Consider the following 25,991-nt stretch of genomic DNA (forward strand, 5'->3'; position numbering starts at 1 on the left):
CTATGAACTACTCGCCAACGCCATCACATATTTCTTGGGTGTGGTGCCATACTTTTTCTTAAAAGCGGCAATAAAATGACTTGAGGTACTGTACCCAATTTTTAGCCCGATTTCGTTTACATTGTACTGACCGGATTCCAGAAGTTTTCGGGCATGTTCCATTTTATAATCAAATAGAAAACTGTATACGGAATCCCCATATATTTGTTTAAATCCTTCCTTCAATCGTTTTAGGCTCAATCCTATTTCCTTGGAAAGTTCATTCAAGGTAGGAGGTTCGGCCATGTTGGAGATGATGATTTCCTTCGCCTTTCTAATGCGTTTTACGTTGTCCTCGTCTATCAGGAATGGACACTGTTCTACATCGGCATCGGTATTCTTATTGAAGTACAAGGCTATCAACTCGTAAATTTTTCCTTTCAGATACAGGTTTTTAATAGTAGGGTGCAGATTGTAGTTAATTATCTGACTTAGAACCACGGCAATAGGGGGCGATACCGGCTCTTGGGCGTAATATTTTTTTTCCTGGTTCTCCTCACTAAGGAAGGGAATGTAACTCGCCTCATCGGAAAAAAGGGAGTGGAACTTTCGTATGCTCATCACCACAGAAACCATCCAGGAATTTGGTGCCAACATAAGGTTCAAAGGCAAATCCAATTGGGTATTGTACAACAATAACGAGTTCTCTTCAGATACCTCCAAAGCATAGTTCCCTTGATTGAAAACGAACTTACCGCCGCCCTTCAAACAGAAATGGAACTGAATATAACTCCTATTTATTTCCCGCGTAACTTGCTTACTTTCAGAAGTATTATTCTGGATTTTAAGTACGTAAAAGCTATTCTCTATCAACAGTTCCTCAAATGAACCTTTGGCGATGTTTTTACTTTCCATAGTACGGCTTATCAATTTACTTTATTTAGAATCTATCTAAACAATATCGTCGTAGGGTTTCCGTTAGACGTTGTAAAATTAAGGGTTTTGGGCCGATTTATGTTGTATTTTACCTAAAATCACTTCTGCCGATGCTTATAGTTCCTCTAGCGTTATTTTTATTTATCCTATGGTTCTATTTTTGTCCCCGCAACTATGAAGGCATACCATATTTCTAAACATAGCTCATTCTATACCATTGGCCTAAACTACAAAAAGGCCGATGCCGAGGTTAGGGGAAAATTCAGTTTGGACGATGCATCCATGACCGCGCTATTGGTAAAGGCGAAGGAAGAAGGCATTGATGGCCTGTTGGTAACTTCTACCTGCAATAGGACGGAACTTCACGGTTTCGCCCAGCACCCCTACCAATTGATAAAATTGTTGTGCGGTTTTTCCAAGGGAAGTGTGGAGGAATTTCAAGAAGTAGCCTATGTCTATAAGAACAAGGAGGCCATTTCCCATCTTTTTCGTGTAGGTACGGGACTGGACAGCCAGATTTTAGGGGATTTTGAGATAATTAGCCAATTAAAGCAAAGTTTTAACCGCTCCAAAAAAGTGGATATTGCCAATCCGTTCCTGGAACGGTTGGTCAACTCGGTCATCCAAGCCAGTAAGCGTATAAAAAACGAAACGGAAATATCGTCCGGGGCGACTTCGGTGGCGTTTGCATCGGTACAATATATTTTGAACAACGTTGAGAATATTTCGGAAAAGAACATCCTACTTTTCGGCACTGGCAAAATTGGTAGGAATACCTGCGAAAACCTCATCAAGCATACCAAAAATCCGCATATTACCTTAATCAACAGAACCAAGGAAACAGCGGATAAAGTAGGTGGGAAATTCAACCTCACGGTAAAGGATTATGGCGAACTGCAGGCCGAAATCAGAAAAACAGACGTCCTTGTAGTTGCTACGGGAGCCCAAAAACCCACCGTTTGCAAGGAACTCATCTATACCAAAAATCCATTATTGATCCTTGACCTATCCGTTCCCAAAAACGTGGATGACAATGTCATGGAACTGGATAACGTCTCCTTGGTGCATTTGGACCAGCTGTCACAAATGACGGACGAAACCTTGGAAAAGCGTAAACTTTTTATACCAGAGGCCGAAGCAATCATTGAGGATGTTAAGGAGGATTTCATCCAATGGCTGGAGACCCGTAAATTTGCGCCGGTCATAAAGGCCCTAAAAATGAAACTAAAGACCATGAAGGATGAGGAACTGGACTATCAATCCAAAAAGACATCGAATTTTGATGCCGTACAGGCGGATATCATATCCAATAGGATAATCCAAAAAATCACAAAGCAATTCGCAAACCACCTTAAGGACGACACTATCGATTCCGATTCTAGCCTAGCCCTTATCCAAAAAGTGTTTCAATTAGAGCTGGAAACAGAATGAGTAGAACAATCCGCATAGGCACACGCGATAGTGAATTGGCACTATGGCAAGCTACTACCGTAAAAGATCAATTGGAAGCTTTAGGGCATACCATAAAACTAGTCCCCGTAAAATCCACGGGCGACCTTGTTCTGGATAAGCCATTATATGAATTAGGGATCACAGGAATTTTTACCAAGACCTTGGACGTGGCCATGTTGAACGGTGAAATCGACATTGCGGTACATTCCATGAAGGATGTACCTACTATGCTCCCAAAAGGCATCGTCCAGGCTGCCGTTCTTAAAAGAGCCAACTATATGGACATTTTGGCCTTTAAGAACAATGAGGAATTTTTGGGTTCTCCCGATGGTATTATCGCAACCGGAAGTTTGCGAAGAAAGGCGCAATGGTTGAACCAATACCCAACCCATACGGTAGTGGATTTACGGGGAAATGTCAACAGCCGTTTGGAAAAGCTGAACAAAAACGATTGGAACGGAGCCATTTTTGCCGCCGCGGGATTGGAACGCATCGGCTTGGAACCTGAAAACACGATCGGACTCACTTGGATGGTGCCAGCCCCGGCACAGGGTGCCATTATGGTCGTAGCCATGGAAAACGATTTGGAAATTCGTGAAATATGTGCCGAACTCAACCATAGGGAAACCGAAATCTGTACGAAATTGGAACGCGATTTCCTCAGGGAATTGGAAGGTGGCTGTTCAGCACCCATCGGGGCCCTGGCCTATATTGACAAGGAGGAAAAAGTAAACCTCAAAGGGGTCCTTCTGACCATTGATGGCTCCCAAAAATTGGAAGCTGCCTTAACGGCCCCACTCGGAAAGCATGAAAATTTGGGAATTGATGCCGCCAAAAGTATTTTGAGCCGCGGAGGAAGGCGTTTAATGAACGAATTGCAGGGAGCCGACCTAAAAACCAACGTGTTTTCTACCAAAAAATTGACGGAAGCGCAACTTCAGAAATTCAGTTCGGGCATACGGGTAGATTCTGAGGATTTTATCAAAATAAGCCCCAACAGAATATCTCCGATTATTCTAAAAAAGAACCTTGGGAACATCGTCTTCACCAGTAAGAATGCCGTGGAGAGCCTACTTACAAATTGTAGTCCGGCAGAACTTCAGTTTAAAAACATATACTGTGTAGGCAGAAAGACCAAAAGGTTGATCCAGAAAAAAATAGGACCTGTGGCCCATGTGGAGAACAGCGCCACCGATTTGGCCAACTACCTTGTTGAATATATGGATGGCACCCAAGTGACCTATTTTCATGGAAATCTTAGCTTGGAGGACCTCCCTTCTATTTTAGAGGGGAACAATATCAATGTAAACAAAGTGGAGGCCTATAAGACCAAACTATCAGGCAAGGCCATCCCTGAATCCGTAGAGGGAATTCTTTTTTACAGTCCTTCCACCATAGAAAGCTATCTTTTAAAAAATAAACCACACCAAGTTGCTTATTGTATTGGGGAAACCACGGCAACCGAAGCCCGGAAACATTTCAAGGAAGTGAAAGTTGCCATTATCCCGGATGTAGAAAGTGTTATTGAATTGGTAAATTCCAATTATAGCCAATAGCCGTTAGTAGTTAGAAAATACAAGTTCAAGAGCAAGAATCAAGCTCAAAAAAATGTTTAGCAATAACGAACAATCATCAACCAAAAAAGAAAAAAGAACAACCAAAAACGAACAACGAACAACCCACATATGATAAAGAACGATTTATTCCTTAGGGCCCTAAAAGGTGAAACTGTAGAAAGACCACCGGTTTGGATGATGCGCCAAGCGGGAAGGTACTTACCGGAATTTATGGAAATCAAGGAGAAATACGATTTTTTCACCCGATGCCAGACCCCAGAACTGGCTTCCGAAATTACCGTGCAACCCATACAAAGGTTTGGGATGGATGCCGCCATTCTCTTCAGCGATATTTTGGTGATTCCACAGGCGATGAACATCGAGGTACAGATGAAGCCCAATTTTGGACCCTATCTGCCTAACCCTATCAGAAGTCAAAAGGATGTTAATAACGTTATTGTACCCGATGTGGAAGAGACATTGGATTATGTGATGCAGGCCATTACGGCCACAAAGGAGAAATTGAACGACGAAGTACCCCTAATCGGTTTTGCGGGTTCTCCCTGGACCATCCTCTGCTATTGTGTACAGGGACAAGGTAGTAAGACCTTTGACAAGGCCAAGGAGTTCTGTTTTACGCAGCCTGTGGCCGCCCATGAATTGCTTCAAAAGATAACGGATACCACCATTGCCTATTTAAAAGCTAAGGTAAAGGCTGGAGTAAATGCCGTACAGGTGTTCGACTCTTGGGGCGGTATGCTTTCCCCCACGGACTATCAGGAATTTTCATGGAAATACATCCAACAAATCGTAGATGCGCTTAAAGAAGAAACTCCCGTGATCGTTTTTGGTAAAGGATGCTGGTTCGCACTTAAGGAAATGTCCCAATCGGGTGCATCGGCTCTTGGTGTGGATTGGACATGTTCCGCGCAAAATGCCCGATATCTTACGGGAGGAAAAATAACCCTTCAAGGGAATTTCGACCCTGCCAGATTGTTATCCCCACCATCGGAAATCAAAAAAATGGTCACGCAAATGATCAATGAATTTGGCAAGGACAGGTATGTTGTGAATTTAGGACACGGAATCCTTCCAAACGTTCCGGTGGAAAACGCAAAGGCTTTCATTGATGCCGTAAAAGAATATAAATTGGCGCACTGAACCATTTAATTTTTCCAATCCTTACGCTTTATCTTTACAAAGGACCAAAGACTTCGTACTTTTAAGGAATGATTCCCATTGCGAACGGTACTTTTGAAATAACGCCTATCCATGAAAAATATGCATGGCGAATCTGTGATTTTGTAACGGTCAACACCTCAAGGCTTAAAACCTATTTCCCTCAAACCCTGACCGAAAATCTGACCCCGGAGCTCTCCAAATTATTCATCGACCAAAAAATTAAGGCCTTTAATAACAAAACCGAATTTGTGTTCGTGATAAAAAATACCATCGATAGAAGCGTAGCGGGTTTGCTCTTTGTGAAAAATCTTGATTTTGATAAAAAGGAGGCCGAAATTGCCTATTGTATCGGGTATCAGCACGAAGGTATTGGAATAACCACCATGGCCGTCAAAGAGATAACGGCTTGGGCATTCAAGGAACACGGCCTAAGAACATTACGCATCATTGTACATAAGTCGAATCCCGCAAGTATACGCATCGCAGAAAAGTGTGGGTATATGTGGAAGGAAACCTTGCCCAAAGAACATCAGCCACCAGCCATGCAACCTATGGATATGGAATTATATGTGAAAGCTTATGAAGGATAAATTTTTTGAGTATATACACCATCTACAGGATATCATAACCGATGCCTTGGAATCCATTGACGGGAAGGCCAAGTTTCATGAAGATAACTGGGAACGGCCCGAAGGCGGAGGCGGACGGACACGTGTCATCGAAAATGGGGATGTCTTCGAAAAAGGGGGCGTTAATATTTCGGGCGTTCATGGCGAATTACCCAAAAGCATGCAAGCGTATTTTGGGGTACAGGAGGCCGATTTCTTCGCCTGTGGACTTAGCCTCGTACTACACCCCAAAAACCCAATGGTGCCCACCGTTCATGCCAATTGGCGCTACTTTGAAATGTACGACAAAGACGGTAAGATTGTGGACCAGTGGTTTGGTGGGGGACAAGATTTGACCCCCTATTATGTATTCGAAGAGGATGCGGAACACTTTCATAAGGTTTGTAAAGCGGCATGCGACAAACACGACCCTTCGTTCTATCCAACCTATAAAAAGAAATGCGACGAATATTTCTGGAATTCCCACAGGGATGAAGCCCGAGGTATAGGAGGATTGTTTTTTGACTATTGTAAGAAGACCGAAAGTAGGTCCATGGAAGACTGGTACAATTTCGTCACCGAAGTAGGAAACAGTTTTTTGGACGGTTATATACCGATTGTTACAAAACGAAAAGACCTTCCTTACACCAAAGAACAAAGGGATTGGCAGGAAATTAGACGGGGCCGTTATGTGGAATTCAATTTGGTTCATGACAAAGGAACCTTGTTTGGATTACGCACCAACGGTCGTATAGAAAGTATCTTGATGAGTCTTCCACCACATGTGCAATGGAGGTACGATCATCATCCGGAAGCTGGGAGTGAAGAAGAAAAGTTGATTAACGTTTTGAAGCAACCAAGAGACTGGGTTTCCTAAAAAAGAATAGACCATGAAACAGAAGTTATATCAAATCGATGCCTTTACCAATAAACTGTTTGGGGGGAATCCTGCGGCCGTTTGTATTTTGGAAACATGGTTGCCGGATGAAACCATGCAAAATATTGCTGCAGAAAACAATCTGGCAGAAACGGCATTTGCCGTTCCATTTGAAAAAGGATATGAATTGCGCTGGTTTACCCCAGAATTGGAAGTGGACTTATGCGGACACGCTACCTTGGCAACCGCTTTTGTGCTTTTTAACTTTTACAATCACAAAGAAAATACCATTCGGTTTTTATCTCCTAGAAGTGGCGAGCTAACCGTCACTAAAGGCCTTGATGGATGGATGACGATGGACTTTCCAACGGACGATTTGGTATCCGTAGCCAATAATGACCAGATCAATACAGCCATAGGTAAAGAACCCTTGGAAACGTTTAAAGGCAAAACGGACTATTTGCTGATTTTTGAAACCCAAAAGGACATCGAAGACTTAAAACCAAATTTCCACCTGTTGGACCAATTGGATTGCCGGGGTGTAATTGCGTCGGCCAAAGGAGGTTCGGTCGACTTTGTGTCACGTGCCTTTTTTCCGCAATGTGGTATTCCCGAAGATCCCGTCACAGGATCGGCGCATACAACCCTTACACCCTATTGGTCCCCGCGATTGGGAAAAACGATGATGACAGCAAAACAGCTTTCTGCCCGGGGCGGGGATTTAACCTGCGAATATTTAGGAGACCGGGTGAAAATTTCAGGACAGGCGGTATGTTATCTAATCGGTGAAATTGATATCTAAACTATAAGTTATTAGTTTTAAGGATAAAGTTAGAAAGTGGTTGATAATAAAAATTATGTTGTTTGGCAACGTTCACATCAATCGGTGCTGGATGTTTATTCAGCTACTGAAAAGTTTCCAAAATCTGAGCAATTTGGAATTGCATCCCAATTAAATAGAGCAGTAGTATCCATTCCCGCTAATATTGCAAAAGGATGTGGAGGGGAAACTTAAAAAGAACTAATTAGGTTTTTATATATTGCTTCAGGTTCTGCACATGAAGCAGATTACCTCTTATTAGTTTGCAAGGACCTTAACTTTCTTGATGAATCAATAGCTTTACACCTAATTTAGGAATTGGAGAAATAAAGAAAATGCTAGCCTCACTTATTAGAACTATAAAAAAATCCATCACTTAGAACTTAAAACTTTTAACTCAAAACTATATGTACCCACTCATAAGAAACAGAAGATTACGCGCATCCGAATCCATTAGAAGATTGGTCAGGGAAACTATTATTAGTCCGGATGATTTTTTAGTACCCCTTTTCGTCGTAGAAGGTAAAGGAATAAAGGAAGAGATTGCCTCCATGCCCAATTACTTTCGGTTGAGTTTGGACAATTTGGAAAAAGAGGTCAAGGAACTTTGGAATCTAGGACTTTCCTCCGTACTGTTGTTCGTGAAAGTCCCTGACAATCTAAAAGACAATGCAGGGGCCGAAGCAGTAAATGACAACGGGCTAATGCAATTGGCCATCAAAACGGTCAAGAATGCCTGTCCGCAGATGCTCGTCATGACCGATGTCGCCCTTGACCCCTATTCGTCATACGGGCATGATGGCATTGTGGCCGATGGACAAATCCTGAATGACGAAACCGTTGAAATTCTTTCTGAAATGAGCGTTTCGCATGCCAAGGCCGGTGCCGATTTTGTGGCACCCAGTGATATGATGGACGGCAGGATCCTAAGCATTCGCGAAGCTTTGGAAGATGAAGGATATAGCAACACCGGTATTATGAGCTACAGTGCCAAATACGCCAGTGCCTTTTATGGTCCGTTTCGAGATGCGCTAGATTCTGCGCCCGTGGATATTAAGAATGTTCCCAAGGACAAAAAGACCTATCAGATGGATTATGCCAATCGGTATGAAGCTGTTAGGGAAACCCAAATGGACATTGACGAAGGTGCCGATATCGTCATGGTAAAACCCGGACTTTGTTATTTGGATATTGTCCGTGAAATTAGGAACGAAGTGGACGTGCCTGTGGCCGTGTATCAAGTCTCTGGCGAATACGCCATGGTAAAAGCCGCCGCAGAAAAAGGCTGGCTGAACCATGATGCCGTGATGATGGAACAATTGACCGCCATCAAACGCGCCGGTGCCAATATCATTACCAGTTATTTTGCCAAAGATGTGGTCAGGCTATTGAACAAATAATAACCTCCCATCCTAATCGAAGTCAAAGGGTCCACAAACACGAGATATAGCTACTTAAAAAACTAATGCAGTTCCTCGCATAGGAATCCGTGCTTTTGCAGCAAGCCGGATATGTCCACCGCATCAGGATTTTGGGTTTCCACCCTTAGAATGTTATCGCAATCCTCCAGGTCAAAGTTCCATCGTCCGTGCCCGTTAATCAAATTGTTCAAGTAAGGAGCAAGGTACCTTACCCTGCCCCGCTTTCGTACCGATGTCCTAAAAACCAATACCCTATACATTTTCTAGTTTCTGTCATAAAACATAGGTGGTTCAATTCCTAAGGAACGCAAATACACATATCCCTGGGCTCTGTGATGTATTTCATTCTCCAGAAAATAGAACAAGGAAGATTGTACGGTTCCTGGAAATTGACCGAAAGAGACTATTTGCTTCTGAAAGTCCATTTCTTCCATTTGCGCCCATAGTTTGTTTAGTTGCTCCGTGGCACTGTCCCAAGCCTCCAGTAATTTCGCCTTGCTGTTGCCATGGTCAAAATGTTCCTTTAGCTGTGTGGTTTCCCCCATTACTATTTCCCGTAGGCCAGGTTCCGCAATACCTAAAAGTTCCATGACCATATCGGCAAAGGGACGCATTCCCCCTACACTGTAATTGAACAATTGGTCTTCTGGAAACGCTTCGATTACCTTTCGGGTAAGTCTTCTGTGTCCTTGCCAGTGCTCCAAAAATTGATTGGGTGTAATAACATTCGTTGTTCTTTCCTTGATGTTTTCCATACTGTCTGATATTTAATGATTATTGATATTGACAACAAAAGTAAATGGGGGGTATGACAACCCTTTGTCAGTAGGAATTTCAAAATGAAAAATATTTTATTCCTGACAAACCGCTGTCACTCCCAGAGTCTAATTTCGATTTAAAGGAATGCTAAAAATGGACGATAAATGGCTTTTGACAATAAAATCTTGTCCTATATTTGGAGGAAAGGCCTATTGCTTATGGGAATGGACACCGTAAAACGCTTTGATAGGATTGTGGCGATATTCATCCAACTGCAATCCAAACGTATAGTAAGGGCACAGGACCTTGCAGACCGATTTCAGGTAAGCCAACGGACCATTTATAGGGATATTCGTACCCTGGAAGCTTCGGGAGTCCCAATTGCAAGCGAAGCTGGTGTAGGCTATTCGATCATGGAGGGCTATAGCTTGCCCCCGGTCATGTTTACACGAGAGGAGGCCGGTAGTTTTGTGGCTGCGGAAAAGTTGATGCAACAGTTTACCGATAAATCCTTGGGTGCCTATTACGAATCTGCCATGTTCAAGGTAAAATCGGTCCTTCGTGGACGGGAAAAAAAGTGGGTGGAAGCCCTGGAATCACAGGTGACCATTTTTCCGAACCAGCAATTGTTCAATGAAAATATACCGAATGCCCTAGAAATTCTTTTTGAAAGTATTGCCGAAAAGAAACAGGTTTTTTTGCGGTATACCGCATTGGAGGCCGATGTACCATCGGAACGAAATATTGAACCCATAGGCGTTTTTAATGAAAATAACTATTGGTATGTTATGGGGTATTGCCACCTTAGAAAAAACTATAGACAATTTAGGACCGATAGAATCCTGAAAATCAGCCGGACCCCTAATCCATTTGATTTACAACACAAAACACTGGAAGAGTTGCGGAAGCAAAGCGAAATCCGGGATAAAACCAAGGTGCGGATTCTTGTGGATAAGAAAATAAGTAAATACTTAGGAGCCAGTAAAAAACATCAAGGTTTTGTTTCGGAAACCATCAAGGGAAATCATGTGGAAATGACTTTTATGGTGGATGATGTACAGAATTATTTTTCCCGATGGTTTCTATCCTTTGGAGACTATGCCCAGATATTGGAACCCGATTCTTTGAAGAAAAGAGTTTCTGAAATTCTTTTGCGAACACAGGAGGGCCTCAAATAAATTCCTCTCCATAAGCATCCTATGAACTTCAAAATATATATTTGAATTACCAATAAACCTGTCATGCCTAAACCTATTTTCTTTCTTTTTATTGCTATTTGCCCGGAGCTGGTTTTTGGACAAAATCAACTCGTTGGCAATTTCAATACAGATACGAATCCATTTGATTATCAACTGGTTTACATGAAAGTCGATTCTATTATAACCAACGGTATTAAAAATAATGCCTTTCCGGGAGCTCAAGTCTTGGTTGCCAAAAATGACTCCATCCTATTTCATGAAGCCTTTGGATTTCATACCTATGATAGCGTACAACCCGTAGGTTTGGACGATTTGTACGATTTGGCCTCGGTTACCAAAATAACCGGCCCGCTTCCGGCCATCATGAAATTGGTGGGCGAGAGCAAATTGGATTTGGATGTGCCTTTCAGCACTTATTGGAAACCTTGGAAGCGACGAAAAGATAAGAAGGACATTACCCTTAGGGAGATATTAACCCATCAGGCAGGACTGGAACCCTATATCGTCTTTTTGAACGAAACATTAAAAAAGAACGGTCGGTTTAAAAGTAGGTTCCTACGAAAATCCAGAAGTAATCGATTTGACAAACAAGCCTTTGGGAATATCTATGCAAAAAGTAGGTTCGACCGAAAAATGTATCGGATGATAAACCGCTCCAAGGTGTCCGAAGAAAAAAGGTATCGGTATTCTGGATTGACCTTCCTTATTTTTCCGAAAATAATCACAGACTTGACCGGTGTTCCCTATGAAAAATATATCGAGGATAATTTCTATAAACCCATTGGGGCCGGCACCCTTGGCTTTTTGCCTTCCACTAAAAATTTTCCGAATCGCATCGTTCCTACCGAAATGGATACCCTATACCGACATACCTTGACCCAAGGATGGGTACATGACGAAAACGCATCTTTACTGGGAGGCATTTCAGGAAACGCCGGATTGTTTGGAACTGCAGAGGATTTGGCCAAAATAATGCAGCTTTATACGCGGTATGGCGAATACCGAGGAAACCAAATTTTACCCGAAGCCGTGGTCAAGGAATTTATCAAAGTGCAATATAAGGAAAACGATAACCGTAGAGGTTTGGGGTTTGACAAACCCTTGTTAGGAAACGATACCTTGGCCCTGAAGGATGCCTACCCTGCCCCAGAAGTAAGTGCGGAAAGCTTTGGACATAGTGGATTTACAGGAACATTTGTCTGGGCGGACCCTGAAAACCAACTGGTATATATTTTTCTTTCAAACAGGGTATACCCTACCAGGGAACATAGGGCACTGTACGACATGAATATAAGATCGGCCGTTCAACAGGTTTTCTACAAGGCCTTACAACTATAACAGCCCTAACTTTAAAACAATGTTCCTTTCCTTTTGAGCTATGTGCAACAGGATTAAATTGGTATCTTAGGCTCTCAAAACTATTGTATGGGATTGCTCATTTTTTACGCTGTTATATCCATTTTTTTCTCATTTCTGTGCTCCATTCTGGAAGCTGTACTGTTGAGTATCACCCCAACTTTTGTGAACGTTAAAAAAAGGGAAGGAAAAACCTATGCGATATCGCTAGAAGAACTAAAACAGGATGTGGACAAACCCCTCATTGCCATACTTACCCTAAATACCGTTGCCCATACGGTGGGAGCTATTTTGGTGGGAGTACAGGCAAAAGTAGCCTATACGGAAATGTATGGAAGTACCACCCGTTCCATAGCTGGGATTGAATTTACCGAGGATCTTATGGTAGGTGTAGTCTCTACGATTATGACCATTTTGATATTGGTCGCCTCAGAAATAATACCTAAGACGATTGGTGCTACCTATTGGAAGCAACTCGCCAATTTTACCGCAAAGGCGCTAAAGGCCATGGTGCTTGTTCTAAAATACACCGGTTTGCTTTGGTTGTTACAACTCTTCACCAAATTGGTCGGGGGCAAGGGCCATCATGGCAGTGTGCTGAGCAGGGAGGATTTTACAGCTATGACAGATATGGCCCATGAGGAAGGTGTTTTTCAAAAGTCGGAATCGACCATCATTAAAAACCTGTTACGTTTTGAAGAAGTTCAAGTGAAGGATATTATGACACCCAGGGCCGTAATGAAAATTGCTTCCTCCGATCAAACCATCCAGTCCTTTTTTGAGGAAAATCCAAAGTTGCGCTTTTCCCGGATTCCGATTTTTGAGGAAAAGGTGGACAACATTACCGGTTTCGTCCTTAAGGACAATGTCTATGAGGAAATCATCCATAAAAACGGGGAATTGCCCTTGGTAGAGATAAAGCGTGACATTCTATTGACAAAGCGTGATACACCCATTCCAAAACTCTTCGATACGTTCGTAAACAAGCGGGAGCACATTGCATTGGTAATGGACGAATACGGTTCCGTAAGTGGACTAGTGACCATGGAAGATGTTATTGAGACCCTTCTAGGGCTTGAAATCATGGACGAGAGCGATAATGTGGCCGACCTGCAATTGTTGGCCCGTAAAAATTGGGAAAACAGGGCCAAACAAAGTGGCGTGATTGAAAAGAATCCCGTTGCTGAGGATGCTACAAAAGAAAAAGAGGACTAACCATACATGGAAACTGCCTTTATCCACACGCCTTTGGGAATTGCAAAGTTGGAAGGGGATGAAAACGGTCTTTATTCCGTCACCGTTTTGGATACCGATGAAACACTTACCGATATCATTCCTCCAGACCTGGAAGAAGCCGCCTATCAATTAAAGGAATACTTTGAAGGCTCAAGAACACAATTCGATTTGTCCCTAAACCCATCCGGAACCGATTTTCAAAAATCCGTTTGGAAGGCCTTGCAGGATATTCCCTATGGTAAGACGGTTACCTACTTGGACTTGAGCAAAACCTTGGGCGATGTAAAGGCCATTAGGGCCGTGGCCTCAGCAAATGGAAAAAATCCCTTGTGGATCGTGGTTCCATGTCATAGGGTCATTGGTAGTGATGGTTCCCTTACGGGCTACGCCGGCGGCCTACACCGTAAAAAATGGCTACTGGAACATGAAAACCCTGTTAAACAGCAGACACTTTTTTAAATTTTACAAACCAATCGGTCTATTAGCTATTTTCATTCAAGTAATAATTTCTATTTCAAGGTAAAACACCGATTGAATTGGATGTAAATCTATATCTACCATATCGTATTAATTTTTTCTAAATCTAAAAAAGACTACTTGGTCGGTTCCCTAAATTTTACCTCTTTGATAAGATTAATCTTATTGAAATTAAAATATTATCCTAACTTGGAAGGCCTAACCATTATGCCTGAGTATGTTACACAAACTGAATTTGGAACACATCCTATTTTTGGATATCGAAACCGTCCCGGAAAAAGAACAGTTCCAAGAATTGGACGACGCGAAACAAGAACTCTGGGAGCAAAAATCCAAATACCAACGAAAGGAAGAGTTTACCGCCGAGGAATTTTATGATCGGGCCGGTATTTGGGCAGAGTTTGGCAAAGTCATCTGTATTTCCGTAGGGTATTTTAAAATGCAGGGCGAAACCCTCCAATTTAGGGTTACCACGTTTCACGGGGATGAATCCAAACTTTTAAAGGATTTCAAAAACCTTTTGAACGGGCATTTCAGCGAAGCCAAACACCTCCTCTGCGCCCACAATGGTAAGGAGTTCGATTTTCCCTATATCGCCCGCCGGATGATCATTAATGGTATCTCCCTACCTTGGAAACTGGACCTTTTTGGAAAGAAACCCTGGGAAGTGCCCCATTTGGATACCATGGACCTTTGGAAATTTGGGGATTACAAACATTATACCTCCTTAAAACTAATGGCCAATATTTTAGGAATCTCCTCACCTAAGGAAGACATTGATGGCAGTATGGTGCGGGACGTCTTCTACGAAGAGAAAAACCTGGACCGCATCATTAAATATTGTGAGTTGGATGTGGTTACCACCGCCCAAGTCTTCTTAAGATTACGAAACGAGCCGCTGTTGGAGGATTATCAGATAAGGAAGGTGTAAGGCCCCCTAACCCCCAAAGAGGGAAGTTGCTTGTTGGTATTTGGTGGTTTGCTTATTTTTTAAATCCTTCTCAATGTCAAAATTAGACACCGTAATCTGGCTTACGAACGATATTTAAATCAGTAAACATCGGTTGGATTGATATGGGTGTAATTTATTAAATTCTAACTTTTGCAAATAAAACAGGGCAGCCCAATGAGCTGCCCTATAAAATAAATATTCGAGTTAGTATGGTTACTATTTCAAATCAAACCTGTCCAAGTTCATCACTTTAGTCCACGCCTTAACAAAGTCCTTTACAAACTTCTCCTTGGCATCAGAAGTAGCATATACCTCAGCTAGGGCCCTCAATTCCGAGTTAGATCCAAAAATCAAATCCACACGCGTACCTGTCCACTTCTTGGCACCCGTTTTACGGTCGGTTCCTTCAAACAGGGAATCATCATCCGAAATAGACTTCCAAGTAGTTCCCATATTCAATAGGTTTACGAAGAAATCATTGGTCAGCTGGTCCTTCTTATCGGTAAAAATACCGTGATTGGAGCCGTCAGAATTTGCACCTAAAGCACGCATACCTCCTACCAATACCGTCATTTCGGGTGGCGTCAAGGTCAATAGATTCGCCCTGTCCACCAACAATTCCTCGCCTTTAACGGAATACTTTCCTTTGGTAAAGTTCCTGAATCCGTCCGCCAATGGCTCCAAGGCTTCAAATGCCTCTACATCGGTATTTTCTTGGGTGGCATCGGTTCTTCCTGGTGAAAATGGCACGGTTACTTCATGACCGGCATTATGCGCGGCCTTTTCTACGGCAGCGGTTCCAGCTAAGACTACCAAATCCGCAAAAGAAACTTTTTTGTTTCCAGATTGGCCATCGTTGAATTCTTTTTGGATACGTTCCAAAGTATCAATGACTTCTGCCAGTTGGGTTGGATTGTTGGCTTTCCAGTTCTTCTGTGGAGCCAAACGGATACGTCCGCCATTGGCACCACCTCTTTTATCAGAATCCCTGTAAATAGAAGCTGCTCCCCACGCGGCTGAAACCATACTGGACAATGACAATCCAGAAGCCAAAATGTTTTTCTTCAATTCAGCGATATCGGAATCATTTACCAACTCATGGTCTACCGCAGGAACGGGATCTTGCCATAAAAGAACTTCTTCTGGAACTTCGGGCCCTAAATATCTATCCAATGGCCCCATGTCCCTGTGCGTTAATTTAAACCACGCTCTTGCATAGGCATCCGCAAACTCATCCGGATTTTCCAAAAAGTGTCTGGATATCTTTTCGTAAGCGGGGTCCATACGTAAGGACATATCGGTTACCAACATAAAAGGTTGATGTGTTTTCCCTTCAATATGCGCATCTGGAACGGTACCTGCACCAGCATCGCCTACGGGCTTGTACTGCCATGCCCCTGCGGGACTTTTTGTCAATTCCCACTCAAACCCAAATAGGTTTTTAAAGTAATTATGGCTCCACTTTGTAGGAGTCTGGCTCCAAGCACCTTCCAGTCCACTAGTAATCGTATCTGCACCTACACCACTATTGAAGTTGTTTTTCCATCCCATACTCTGCATGGTGATGTCCGCACCAGCTGGTTCTGGCTCCAAAAATTCGGAATCCTTGGCAGCACCGTGCGTTTTACCAAATGTATGTCCCCCGGCAATCAAGGCTACGGTCTCATAATCGTCCATCGCCATTCTACCAAAGGTTTCACGGATATAATGTGCCGCTTCCAACGGATCTGGATTGGCATTGTGCCCTTCCGGATTCACATAAATAAGTCCCATGTGGGCAGCTCCCAACGGATTTTCCAGTTTGTTGCCATCAGAATCATAACGCTCCTTATTGCCCAACCATTCGGTCTCGGAACCCCAATAAATGTCCTCTTCAGGCTGCCATATATCCTCACGGCCACCGCCAAAACCGAACATCTTAAGTCCCATGGACTCGTGGGCCACGTTTCCGGCCAATATCAACAAATCTGCCCAGGAAATCTGTTTCCCGTATTTTTGTTTGATGGGCCATAATAACAATCTGGCCTTGTCCAAGTTTGCGTTATCCGGCCAACTGTTCAAAGGTGCAAAACGTTGATTACCGGTACTTCCGCCCCCTCGTCCATCGGATATTCTGTAAGTTCCCGCGGCATGCCAGGTCATCCTAATGAAGAAGGGGCCATAGTGTCCATAATCCGCTGGCCACCAATCCTGACTGTCGGTCATTAGATCGGTCAAATCCTTTTTGATGGCCGCCAAATCCAATTTTTTGAATTCCTCGGCATAGTTGAAGTCAGGATCCATGGGGTCCGACTTGGAAGAATGCAACCTCAAAATGTTCAGGTTCAACATATTGGGCCACCAATCCCTGTTAGTGGTTCCTCCGCCTGCAGATTGGTTCATTTGCCCGTTCAAAAATGGGCAAGCGGCGGCTTCTGAATCGTTCACGTCCCATGCTTCTCCATGGGGATTTTTACTAGTATCCATTGTCTCTAAGTTTTTAAGTTCCAGTAACCGTAAAGGTACCAAATTAGGGCCTGAAATGAATAGCTATTTTCTTGTTTTGACTTATTTCAATATCGATTTTGTCTATGCAGGAGGTCCTCCAGATATCTAGAAAAAAGACCCGACGTGCATTTGGCATGTCGGGTCCTAATAATAGGAAAAATGAATTGGTTCCGGGGGAATACGGGACGAATTAAAAACTTAATTTTTATAGAATTTGGTGCTTTTATAGGTTTCGCCATCCTTAACTTGAAGGATGTACATTCCGGTGGCGAGATCGGCCACCTGAATAGGCCCATTGTTTACCTGACCTATTTTTAATTCAATTCCGGCAGAAGAGATAATTCGATACATTGCTGAATCACTTAATTCGGTCAGAAGGCTTATTTGGTTTATTGCAGGATTGGGATATACGGAAAAGTTGATGCCTTGGTCCGTACTTAGAGTCTGGAATACATCCAAGGGCCCTACCATGGTGTTGGTTCCTTCGAAGGTAAACCTGTATTCCATACCAAATTCCGAGGCCATATTTTGAGAGCAAAAGGTCCTAACCCGCACTATGTAGGCTTCGTTCTGAACCAAACCTGATAGGGCCTTTGAATGAGTCGTGGTAAAGTCTGAAATCCACGTATCATCCTTTTCGTTTCTGTACTGGATTTCATAGAGACCATCCGCCATTTCGTCCCATTCCAAGGAAATTTCTTTTTCAAGCGCGTTTGCCAGTGCCAATCCCATGGGTGCCTCCAAACTACATTCCGTAAAGGAAGCTCCCGAAACGATCAAGGAAAAATCCTGTTCATCCTGCAACAACCCTCCTTTATGGGAAACAATGATAGTATACGTGCCTTGGGCATTAGGTATTTCAATTTTCTCAAATGGATCTACCACATTATCGCCTTGTTCAGCTGGAGCATTTGGGTTTTTGGGATTCAGTTTCCAGGGAAGAAAGGTTCTTCCGTTTTGGGTTATTCTGATGTCCAAATCGTTCACGAGTGCGGGTGTACCATCGTTCAACGTTCCCCGATTTATATATTCCGATGCAGGATCGGTCCATGAAATGGAAGCCGTAAGTGTCTCGCCAGCTGTTGCCTTAATCGTAAATTCAAATGTTTCTCCCGATGCCAAGGTACTTTCCGAAACATACGTACTAAAATCCTTTTGAAACAATAGCTCTGCAGCCTTTTTTGCATTCATCACGCCCCATCCCATCTTATAATCCGGACCCGGAGCATCCACGTCATCCGCGGTATGCAAAGCCAAGCCTTTTAGGGTGGCGGCCTTCAAATAAGAGCCATAAAGTTGTTCGTTATACTGTTGCAGTAACAATAGGGCACCTGTGACGCCTGGTGTTGCCATGGAAGTACCCGAGGATACATCATAGCTGGTATCTCCTTTCGCATCGGTTGAAACAATGGAGGATCCGTCTCCGGCCAAATCCGGTTTTATTCTTCCATCGTCTACTGGGCCATAGCTGCTATAGGACGATACCGATGCTTCTTTTAAGTTTCCCCTTGTATCGATTCTAGTATTGGATCCCGCCACGGTAATCCCGTTTTTGGCCACGGTAAACCCCAGGAGCAAATCGAAACCATCTTCACTATTTCCAAAAATAGGGAATTCGTTATCCCCACTATGCCGTGCATTCCCCGCCGCCGTTACCATAAGATAGTAGGGGGCGTTGAACATGATATTGTCCCAGTCCTGGGCTACCTTGATATAGGAACCAAAATACCAATCCGGTACTCGGTCCGATTTTATCCCATAGGAATGATTGGATAACAATAGACCGTTTGCAGCGGCAGACGCAACCTCAATCTTGTCCCGAGTCCAGTCATGGGAAAGCACATGGGCCCTATAGGCAACTCCCTGGGCATCCCTTTTTATCCCTGAGGAAATCAAACTTCCCGTGACCATGGTGGCATGCGCATCGATTTCGGTGCTTTCGTCATAAATAATTGCCCGATCATCAAACTCTTGGTGGGAGGTCAGCGCAACTCCCGCATCCCAAACCCCTACCTGCATTCCCAAACCGTCCAGATCCAAATTTAATAGTCCATTGCTATGCAGTGCAGAAGCCCTGGAAGCTTGGCTGGCATTATCTGCATAAGTTTCATAATAAATGGGGCTTCCATCCTGACCAATTTCCTGTAATTCCACCTTTTTACCGTCGGGCAAAACCTCTTTTATTTTCAGTTTATTCGCTTTGGCCATAGCCAAAATCTTGGACCTATTGGCTTCATAATCGAATTCAAGGTCAACTTGCATGGAACCAAATTTGGAAAAATCATATTCCTGCTTAATTAAGGACTTTAATTCCTTTGATTGCGCAGCCATTCGTAGGCTTCCAAAAACAAGAAAAAAGAGAAGCGAAATCTTTACGCCCCTATGGAAAAAATAATATCTATAGTCCATAACATAAATAAATTATGTAAGATTTGGACTACAATATTATTGAATGACTCGAATCGGGAAATTCGGTACATCCATAAATTCGATGAACTACATAGTAGTTTTAAAAAGGGTGTTGTGAAAGTATCTTTTTTTGATGTTTGTAAGGTTATTCCTTCTTTTTATTTGTTCAACTTTAAAACGATATATACGGGAAAATGATCGCTATAACCGCCCAGGTATTTCCTTCCTACAAAGGTCCTAAATGGATTACCCTTATATTTTCCCTTTAGTTCCTTTAGAAAATCCTGGTCAAAGATATTGGCGGTGTCAAAACTATGGCTTCCCTTTTCATATTTATAGAATCTATGGGAGAGTAGTATTTGGTCAAAAAGACTCCAGGTTTTTTTATAACTGGCGCTACCCCGGGATTTGGGTATATGAAGGCTTTCCATCGGGTTGTGCAACCCCGTATTTTGTAAAAGGGACTGGATGCTACTGGACGAGGGGTCGTCATTGAAATCGCCCATTACGATATACTTAGGGTCGGTTTCATCCCTTTGAATAGCGACCATCTTTCTTTTTATAACCTCGGCTGCGGCAATTCTCTTATATTCGGTGCTTTCCACACCCTCCCTTCTTGAAGGCCAATGGTTTACGAACAGGTGTATTTTCTCGCCATTCAGTAGTCCGCAGACATAGAGTATATCTCTGGTAGTATCACGTTCTCCATCTGGATTGCTGATTATAAGTGGAATTGCTCCGGAGGTGAGCACCTTAAAATATTTTTTGCGGTAAATGAGCCCTGTGTCGATTCCCCGTTCATCGGGAGATTCATAGTGTACAAAATCATAATCCACATCCTCTAGAGGCTCCGTTTCAATCAGGTCCTTTAAGACAGAGCGATTCTCAACTTCGGCAACGCCTACTATTACGGGTGGATATGGATTTGCGAATTGTCCTATGCCAAATATGGTCTTGGCTAGACCGGATAATTTCTTGCGATACTTCTTCTGGGTCCAGTTCTTATATCCGTCCGGGGTAAAATCTTCATCCAACGTACGGACATTGTTCTTAGGGTCAAAAAGATTCTCCAAATTGTAGAAGGCAATGGTATATAAATGTTTGGAAGTTTTCTTTTTGAAGAATGGAAATCGCATGTCCTTTTTTTAAGGGGCCATAAAATTACTAAAATAGCATAGGCGGTTTTCCGTAATTTTGCACTTTACATATATATGTTAGAGAAGAAGACCATAGAGTACGAAAAGGCAGTCCTTATTGGAATCATCAATAGGGAACAAAACGAAGAGAAAGTAACGGAGTATCTAGATGAATTGGAGTTCCTTACCTACACGGCGGGTGGGGAGGTCATAAAACGTTTTGTCCAAAAAGTGGACGTCCCCAATCCAAAAACACTTATTGGCAGCGGGAAAATGGAAGAGGTAGAACGTTTTGTGGAAGAAAACGAAATTGGTTCCGTCATTTTTGACGATGAGCTTAGCCCTGCCCAACAGCGGAACATAGAAAAACAATTGCGGTGCAAAATTATAGACCGTACCAGCCTTATTTTGGACATCTTTGCCCAACGAGCTCAAACCAGTTATGCCAGAACGCAGGTAGAGTTGGCACAGTATGAATATCTATTGCCCCGCCTCACCGGTCTGTGGACCCACTTGGAAAGGCAAAAAGGGGGTATCGGGATGCGAGGTCCGGGTGAAACGGAAATTGAGACGGATAGACGTATCGTCCGCGACCGAATCACCTTGCTCAAAAAGAAACTCGAAAAGATTGACCGACAAATGGAGACCCAACGAGGGAACCGAGGCTCCTTGGTGCGTGTCGCTTTGGTAGGATATACCAATGTGGGCAAATCCACCCTAATGAACGTCATCAGCAAAAGCGAGGTTTTTGCGGAAAATAAACTTTTTGCCACGTTGGATACCACAGTTAGAAAAGTGGTATTGGGCAATCTTCCCTTTTTACTAAGCGACACCGTAGGGTTCATTCGCAAACTCCCTACCCAACTGGTAGAAAGCTTTAAAAGTACTTTGGACGAAGTACGTGAGGCCGACCTTCTACTGCATATCGTTGACATTTCCCATCCCCAATTTGAGGAACATATCCATTCGGTCAACGAAATCCTTACGGATATCAAAAGCTCCGAGAAAAAGACCATTATGGTCTTTAATAAAATTGATCAATATACGAATGAGGTTATTGCCGAAGATGATCTCATGACCGAGAAAACCTCCAGACATTTTACCATTGAGGAATGGAAACGCACTTGGATGGAAAAAGTGGGCGATAGGGCCTTGTTCATTTCCGCCTTAAATAAAGAAAATCTGGATGAATTCAGAAAACGGGTGTACCAGGAGGTCAGGGACATACATGTGACACGTTTTCCCTACAATAATTTCCTTTATCCGGAGAATTTGGACGAATACCAATAGCCATTTAAAGACTTTGGTGTCGTTCATCGATCAAATCAAACCTCTCATATTTTACACCACATTTTGGATTGGGTTCACAACATAAATGCGGTACAAATTGAATCTAGGCCGTACCTTTACTCAGTGTTTAAGTGATAGTGTTGACCCCAAATCAGTATTTAACTTCTTAAGCTAAAAGTAAAAACCCCAAGTTTTACGATACCTACTTAACCAAAAAGCCCTCCTAAAAAGGAGGGCTTTTTATTTTAATAATACTAGTCTTTTCCTAGAAAGCGTAGTTAAGACCAAACAGCACATACGTCTGTAGATCGTTCTCCACGTCATCAAAGGAAGTAGCCGTTGCCGGTGTTTGGTTCAAGGCATAGTTTAGGGCCTCTTGCTTGTTATTCCTTAGACCGAACTCAAAACCGAGTCCAATGCCATTCCAAAGCGTATAGCCAAAGGAATTGATCCACGTGTAATTGGACAAGTCACCGCTTTTATAGCTTTGGAACATAGAAAGATTGGTCTTAAAGTTAACGGCACCTATTTTTCTGGTGTAATCCGCCACGATCTTGGCTCCCAAAGAAGACTCAAAAACAGCGTCGTTCTTGCTAAACACAAAGTTGTAGTTCAAGGGATGGATGACCACTACCAAATCCGTAATTGGGGTCCACGTAGCACCAACTCCCAAATCCAAATAACCAGGATCGTTGAAATTGCTCAATAAGGTGGTTCTGTACTCGCCCAAACCGGATATGGCGAATTTTTCGCTCAATTTTTGACCGTACAAGGAGGAAATAGTAAATACGTCCGATGCCTGTCTGAAGCTGTCATCATCGCTAGGGTCATCCTTGTCATCGAACTTAACCCAGGCAAGATTTACGTTCATGGAGTTTCTCCAAAAAAACTTCTCCTGCTTTAGGTTTGCGAATCCGTTTACGGTAACACCAATATTTCCGGAAGAGTTGTTGGGAGAACCTTGGGCATACCAGTTGTTGAAATTGGTCAAGTTGGCTCCTATGGTGCCAAAAGCACCTTTTTTCCAGCCCGGAAGTGCGTCAATTTTTGCCTGAATGGCGTCTACCCTACCCTGAATAGCGGCAATGGAATCCTTTTTAGGGGCCATCTCCGCTTTTAATTCCGCTTCGGTCTGTGCAAATCCAAAAGCGCATCCCAAAAGAAGGAATGTAACTAAGAAAGTGTTTTTCATGATTTAGTGTTTATTTCAATTAGACACCAAATTTACGAATAGTCACTTTTTAGATATAGAAATTGACTGATTATTTACGCTTGAAAAGGGGTACAGAAGAACAGGCTTCCCCGTACATGATGGACTTGGCCACTTTCTGCAGTTTTTGTGTCAAAAAAATGTAGGCGTTCGGGGGAACCGGTCTTTTACTACAACCCTTTACAATTATAGGCATATCTTGGTATGGGGAAAGGTCCAAAGTATTTATGACATCGTAGTAAAGTGCGGTCTCCAAATCCTCCAGTGAACCCTGTACAATTCTTTTGGTGATCGGTTGTAATTTGGTCGTAATCAACATAAACGCCCATCCGGGCACAATGGCATCACTGGAACAAGTTAGCGCCACATAACAGTCCTGGTATTGGCTCCAATCATACTCCTCCAGAGCTGTCCTGAACTCTTTTTCCCTCAGAATAATGCCTTCGTACAACCAGAACTTTATGTCCAAAAGTTTCCGTTCACCGGTAGGATAATGGTCTTCCAGGTTGAAAGTGAACAGTTTGCTGTTAGCGACCCGATTGATGATTTCCTCTGCCATACCATTCCTTATTTGGCCGAAATTTATAACAATCCCAGTTCCAACTTAGCCTCTTCGCTCATCAAATCTTGGGTCCATGGAGGGTCGAAGGTAATCTCTACCTCGGCGTCCTTGATGGCATCCAAGGATTTTACCTTTTCCTCCACCTCCACTGGAAGTGTTTCGGCAACCGGACAATTGGGGGAAGTCAAGGTCATCAATATTTTAACCTCCTTGTCCTCATTGACCAGTACATCATAAATTAGTCCCAATTCATATATATCCACAGGAATCTCAGGATCGTAAATGGTCTTGAGCACCTTTACGATTTTCTCCCCCAATTCTGAGGTATCCGTTCCTACTACTTCTTCGTTCATATCTATTACTTTATTTGGGTTTGATAGGCCACTGCATAGAGTTTCAACTGCTTGATCATACTCACCAGTCCGTTGGCCCTTGTGGGCGATAAATGTTCCTTAAGTCCTATTTTATCTATAAAATCGGTGTCAGCCTCAATGATATCCTTAGGTTTTTGGTTGCTGAATGCACGTATCAAAATGGCGATGATTCCTTTGGTGATAATGGCATCGCTGTCCGCTGTGAACACCAATTTATCATCCTGCAATTCTGCATGCACCCACACCTTACTCTGGCAACCTTTGATGATATTGTCATCGGTCTTATAGGCATCTTCAATCAAAGGTAACGACTTGCCCAATTCTATCATATATTCATAACGCTGCATCCAGTCATCAAACATGGAAAACTCGTCTATAATTTCTTCCTGTATTTCTTTTATCTGCATGTATTGTTTTCTACAAAAATACAATAGGAATTCTTGGTAATCAAAAGTTTAGTCTTACTCTAACAAATTGCCTTACAACAACATGTTTCGGGCCCTTTGTACACCTTCGACCAAAGTATCTACTTCGGCCATAGTATTATAAAAACTAAAGCTGGCCCTTACCGTACCCGGAATTTTATAAAAATCCATGATGGGTTGGGCACAATGATGGCCGGTTCGTACGGCGATGCCCAATTTGTCCAAAATAGTGCCAATATCATAGGGATGTACCCCCTCGATATTGAAGGAGATGACCGAGGTCTTGCGTTGTGCCGTACCATATATTTTGAGTCCCTCTATTTTCAGAAGCTCACTGGTGGCATAGGCCAGTAAATCGGCCTCATATTCCGCTATATTCTTAAATCCTATTTGGTGCATGTAATCCAGTGCCGCACCAAAAGCGATGCTTCCACAAATATTTGGGGTGCCTGCTTCAAACTTATGGGGGAGATCGGCATAGGAGGTTTTTTCGAAGGTCACTTCGGCAATCATTTCCCCACCCCCTTGATAGGGCGGTAGTTTATTCAACCATTCCTCTTTACCATAAAGCATACCTACTCCGGTAGGGCCGCATATTTTGTGGGCGGAGCAGGTATAGAAATCCACATCCAACGCTTGCATATCGGCGACAATATGGGATGCGGCCTGTGCACCGTCTATCAATACTGCGGCACCCACACCATGGGCCTTCTTAATTATTTCATCTATAGGATTAATGGTTCCCAAGGCATTCGATACATGGTTACAAAAGACCACTTTGGTTTTGTTGGACAACATTTTTTCATATTCCTCCATCATCAAATCCCCTTCCATGTTCATTGGAATAACCTTCAAAATGGTCCCTGTTCGCTCGCACAACATTTGCCATGGCACAATGTTGGAATGATGCTCCATGGCAGAGACTATGATTTCATCGCCGTCTTCCAATAACGCAGCAAACCCGTTAGCGACCAAGTTGATGCTATGCGTTGTTCCCGAGGTAAAAATTATTTCATAGGGTTTGGCCGCATTAAAATGCTTCTGGATTTTTATTCTGGCCTGCTCGTACTTATCCGTTGCCTCCTGTGAAAGGGTGTGAACGCCTCTGTGGATGTTGGCATTGTAGTTTTCATAATAATCCACGATGGCTTCAATGACCTGTTTTGGAGTCTGCGAGGTCGCCGCATTGTCCAAATACACCAAAGGCCTGTCATTGACCTTTCTCTTTAGGATGGGAAAATCTTCGCGTATCTTATTTATATCCAACATATCGATGTATTGATATACA

General features: G+C 43.0%; 24 protein-coding genes and 1 pseudogene. 14 read left to right on the forward strand and 11 right to left on the reverse strand.

Translation table 11 applies throughout. From position 1 onward, the window contains the following. Positions 1–894: a helix-turn-helix transcriptional regulator gene (locus tag PP181_RS02045; protein ID WP_154917618.1), complete on the reverse strand. Its 894-nt coding sequence runs from the start codon at positions 892–894 to the stop codon at positions 1–3. A 195-nt stretch (positions 895–1,089) separates the two neighbouring features. Between PP181_RS02045 and hemA the strand changes: the two genes are divergently transcribed. From hemA to hemB, 8 genes and pseudogenes are all read left to right on the forward strand, one after another. Beyond that, on the forward strand, positions 1,090–2,346 hold the full coding sequence (gene hemA / locus PP181_RS02050; RefSeq protein ID WP_272635792.1) for a glutamyl-tRNA reductase: 1,257 nt from the start codon (positions 1,090–1,092) through the stop codon (positions 2,344–2,346). Next, entirely contained in the window at positions 2,343–3,923 is a 1,581-nt protein-coding gene (gene hemC, locus PP181_RS02055; protein ID WP_272635793.1) for a hydroxymethylbilane synthase, read from the forward strand. The genes hemA and hemC overlap by 4 nt, the downstream gene beginning before the upstream one ends. 129 nt (positions 3,924–4,052) lie before the next feature. Further along, positions 4,053–5,084, forward strand: a complete 1,032-nt coding sequence (gene hemE, locus PP181_RS02060) for a uroporphyrinogen decarboxylase (protein ID WP_272635794.1) — start codon at positions 4,053–4,055, stop codon at positions 5,082–5,084. A 68-nt stretch (positions 5,085–5,152) separates the two neighbouring features. Next, positions 5,153–5,695 carry a GNAT family N-acetyltransferase gene (locus PP181_RS02065; protein WP_272635795.1) on the forward strand — a complete coding sequence of 181 codons (543 nt, stop codon included), beginning with the start codon at positions 5,153–5,155 and terminating at the stop codon, positions 5,693–5,695. Further along, a complete protein-coding gene (gene hemF, locus PP181_RS02070; RefSeq protein ID WP_154917623.1) occupies positions 5,685–6,590 on the forward strand; it encodes an oxygen-dependent coproporphyrinogen oxidase in 906 nt (301 codons plus the stop codon). The genes PP181_RS02065 and hemF overlap by 11 nt, the downstream gene beginning before the upstream one ends. A gap of 13 nt (positions 6,591–6,603) precedes the next feature. Next, on the forward strand, positions 6,604–7,392 hold the full coding sequence (locus PP181_RS02075) for a PhzF family phenazine biosynthesis protein (RefSeq protein WP_272635796.1): 789 nt from the start codon (positions 6,604–6,606) through the stop codon (positions 7,390–7,392). A 36-nt stretch (positions 7,393–7,428) separates the two neighbouring features. Continuing rightward, positions 7,429–7,725, forward strand: a pseudogene (locus PP181_RS02080) (four helix bundle protein). A 92-nt stretch (positions 7,726–7,817) separates the two neighbouring features. After that, positions 7,818–8,810: a porphobilinogen synthase gene (hemB, locus tag PP181_RS02085; protein ID WP_272635797.1), complete on the forward strand. Its 993-nt coding sequence runs from the start codon at positions 7,818–7,820 to the stop codon at positions 8,808–8,810. Between the two features lie 62 nt (positions 8,811–8,872). Here the strand turns inward: hemB and PP181_RS02090 are convergent, their stop codons facing one another. Then, positions 8,873–9,091 (reverse strand): hypothetical protein, encoded by a 219-nt coding sequence (locus PP181_RS02090; RefSeq protein WP_272635798.1) that lies wholly within the window; start codon positions 9,089–9,091, stop codon positions 8,873–8,875. 3 nt (positions 9,092–9,094) lie between these two features. Continuing rightward, positions 9,095–9,586 (reverse strand): DinB family protein, encoded by a 492-nt coding sequence (locus tag PP181_RS02095; protein ID WP_272635799.1) that lies wholly within the window; start codon positions 9,584–9,586, stop codon positions 9,095–9,097. A gap of 222 nt (positions 9,587–9,808) precedes the next feature. Here PP181_RS02095 and PP181_RS02100 point away from each other — a divergent pair, with 222 nt between their 5' ends. From PP181_RS02100 to PP181_RS02120, 5 genes are all read left to right on the forward strand, one after another. Next, positions 9,809–10,768, forward strand: a complete 960-nt coding sequence (locus PP181_RS02100) for a helix-turn-helix transcriptional regulator (RefSeq protein ID WP_272636200.1) — start codon at positions 9,809–9,811, stop codon at positions 10,766–10,768. Positions 10,769–10,831: 63 nt separating this feature from the next. Further along, positions 10,832–12,127: a serine hydrolase domain-containing protein gene (locus tag PP181_RS02105; RefSeq protein WP_272635801.1), complete on the forward strand. Its 1,296-nt coding sequence runs from the start codon at positions 10,832–10,834 to the stop codon at positions 12,125–12,127. Positions 12,128–12,214: 87 nt separating this feature from the next. After that, the gene (locus tag PP181_RS02110) at positions 12,215–13,360 is read left to right on the forward strand and encodes a CNNM domain-containing protein (RefSeq protein WP_272635802.1); all 1,146 of its coding nucleotides are present in this window, start codon (positions 12,215–12,217) and stop codon (positions 13,358–13,360) included. A 6-nt stretch (positions 13,361–13,366) separates the two neighbouring features. Beyond that, positions 13,367–13,840 carry a methylated-DNA--[protein]-cysteine S-methyltransferase gene (locus tag PP181_RS02115; protein ID WP_272635803.1) on the forward strand — a complete coding sequence of 158 codons (474 nt, stop codon included), beginning with the start codon at positions 13,367–13,369 and terminating at the stop codon, positions 13,838–13,840. A gap of 235 nt (positions 13,841–14,075) precedes the next feature. Next, on the forward strand, positions 14,076–14,789 hold the full coding sequence (locus PP181_RS02120; protein WP_154917629.1) for a 3'-5' exonuclease: 714 nt from the start codon (positions 14,076–14,078) through the stop codon (positions 14,787–14,789). 237 nt (positions 14,790–15,026) lie between these two features. Here PP181_RS02120 and katG read toward each other — a convergent pair whose 3' ends face one another. From katG to PP181_RS02135, 3 genes are all read right to left on the reverse strand, one after another. Further along, complete coding sequence (katG, locus tag PP181_RS02125) at positions 15,027–17,276, reverse strand: catalase/peroxidase HPI (protein WP_272635804.1); 2,250 nt, start codon at positions 17,274–17,276, stop codon at positions 15,027–15,029. Between the two features lie 219 nt (positions 17,277–17,495). After that, on the reverse strand, positions 17,496–19,706 hold the full coding sequence (locus PP181_RS02130) for a S8 family serine peptidase (RefSeq protein ID WP_272635805.1): 2,211 nt from the start codon (positions 19,704–19,706) through the stop codon (positions 17,496–17,498). 158 nt (positions 19,707–19,864) lie between these two features. Then, positions 19,865–20,842: an endonuclease/exonuclease/phosphatase family protein gene (locus PP181_RS02135; protein ID WP_138256538.1), complete on the reverse strand. Its 978-nt coding sequence runs from the start codon at positions 20,840–20,842 to the stop codon at positions 19,865–19,867. Positions 20,843–20,917: 75 nt separating this feature from the next. Here PP181_RS02135 and hflX point away from each other — a divergent pair, with 75 nt between their 5' ends. Then, positions 20,918–22,132 (forward strand): GTPase HflX, encoded by a 1,215-nt coding sequence (hflX, locus tag PP181_RS02140; protein ID WP_138256539.1) that lies wholly within the window; start codon positions 20,918–20,920, stop codon positions 22,130–22,132. A gap of 265 nt (positions 22,133–22,397) precedes the next feature. Here hflX and PP181_RS02145 read toward each other — a convergent pair whose 3' ends face one another. The 5 genes from PP181_RS02145 to PP181_RS02165 form a co-directional block, all read right to left on the reverse strand. Further along, complete coding sequence (locus PP181_RS02145) at positions 22,398–23,324, reverse strand: DUF3078 domain-containing protein (RefSeq protein WP_138256540.1); 927 nt, start codon at positions 23,322–23,324, stop codon at positions 22,398–22,400. Between the two features lie 70 nt (positions 23,325–23,394). Further along, complete coding sequence (locus tag PP181_RS02150) at positions 23,395–23,901, reverse strand: DUF2480 family protein (RefSeq protein ID WP_272635806.1); 507 nt, start codon at positions 23,899–23,901, stop codon at positions 23,395–23,397. Between the two features lie 23 nt (positions 23,902–23,924). Then, positions 23,925–24,257: an SUF system Fe-S cluster assembly protein gene (locus tag PP181_RS02155; RefSeq protein ID WP_154917633.1), complete on the reverse strand. Its 333-nt coding sequence runs from the start codon at positions 24,255–24,257 to the stop codon at positions 23,925–23,927. 5 nt (positions 24,258–24,262) lie between these two features. Then, positions 24,263–24,685, reverse strand: a complete 423-nt coding sequence (locus PP181_RS02160; RefSeq protein WP_154917634.1) for a SufE family protein — start codon at positions 24,683–24,685, stop codon at positions 24,263–24,265. Between the two features lie 72 nt (positions 24,686–24,757). After that, a complete protein-coding gene (locus PP181_RS02165; RefSeq protein WP_272636201.1) occupies positions 24,758–25,972 on the reverse strand; it encodes an aminotransferase class V-fold PLP-dependent enzyme in 1,215 nt (404 codons plus the stop codon). Positions 25,973–25,991: the final 19 nt, after the last annotated feature.

The organism is Maribacter sp. PR66 (assembly GCF_028464205.1).
Taxonomy (GTDB): domain Bacteria; phylum Bacteroidota; class Bacteroidia; order Flavobacteriales; family Flavobacteriaceae; genus Maribacter; species Maribacter flavus.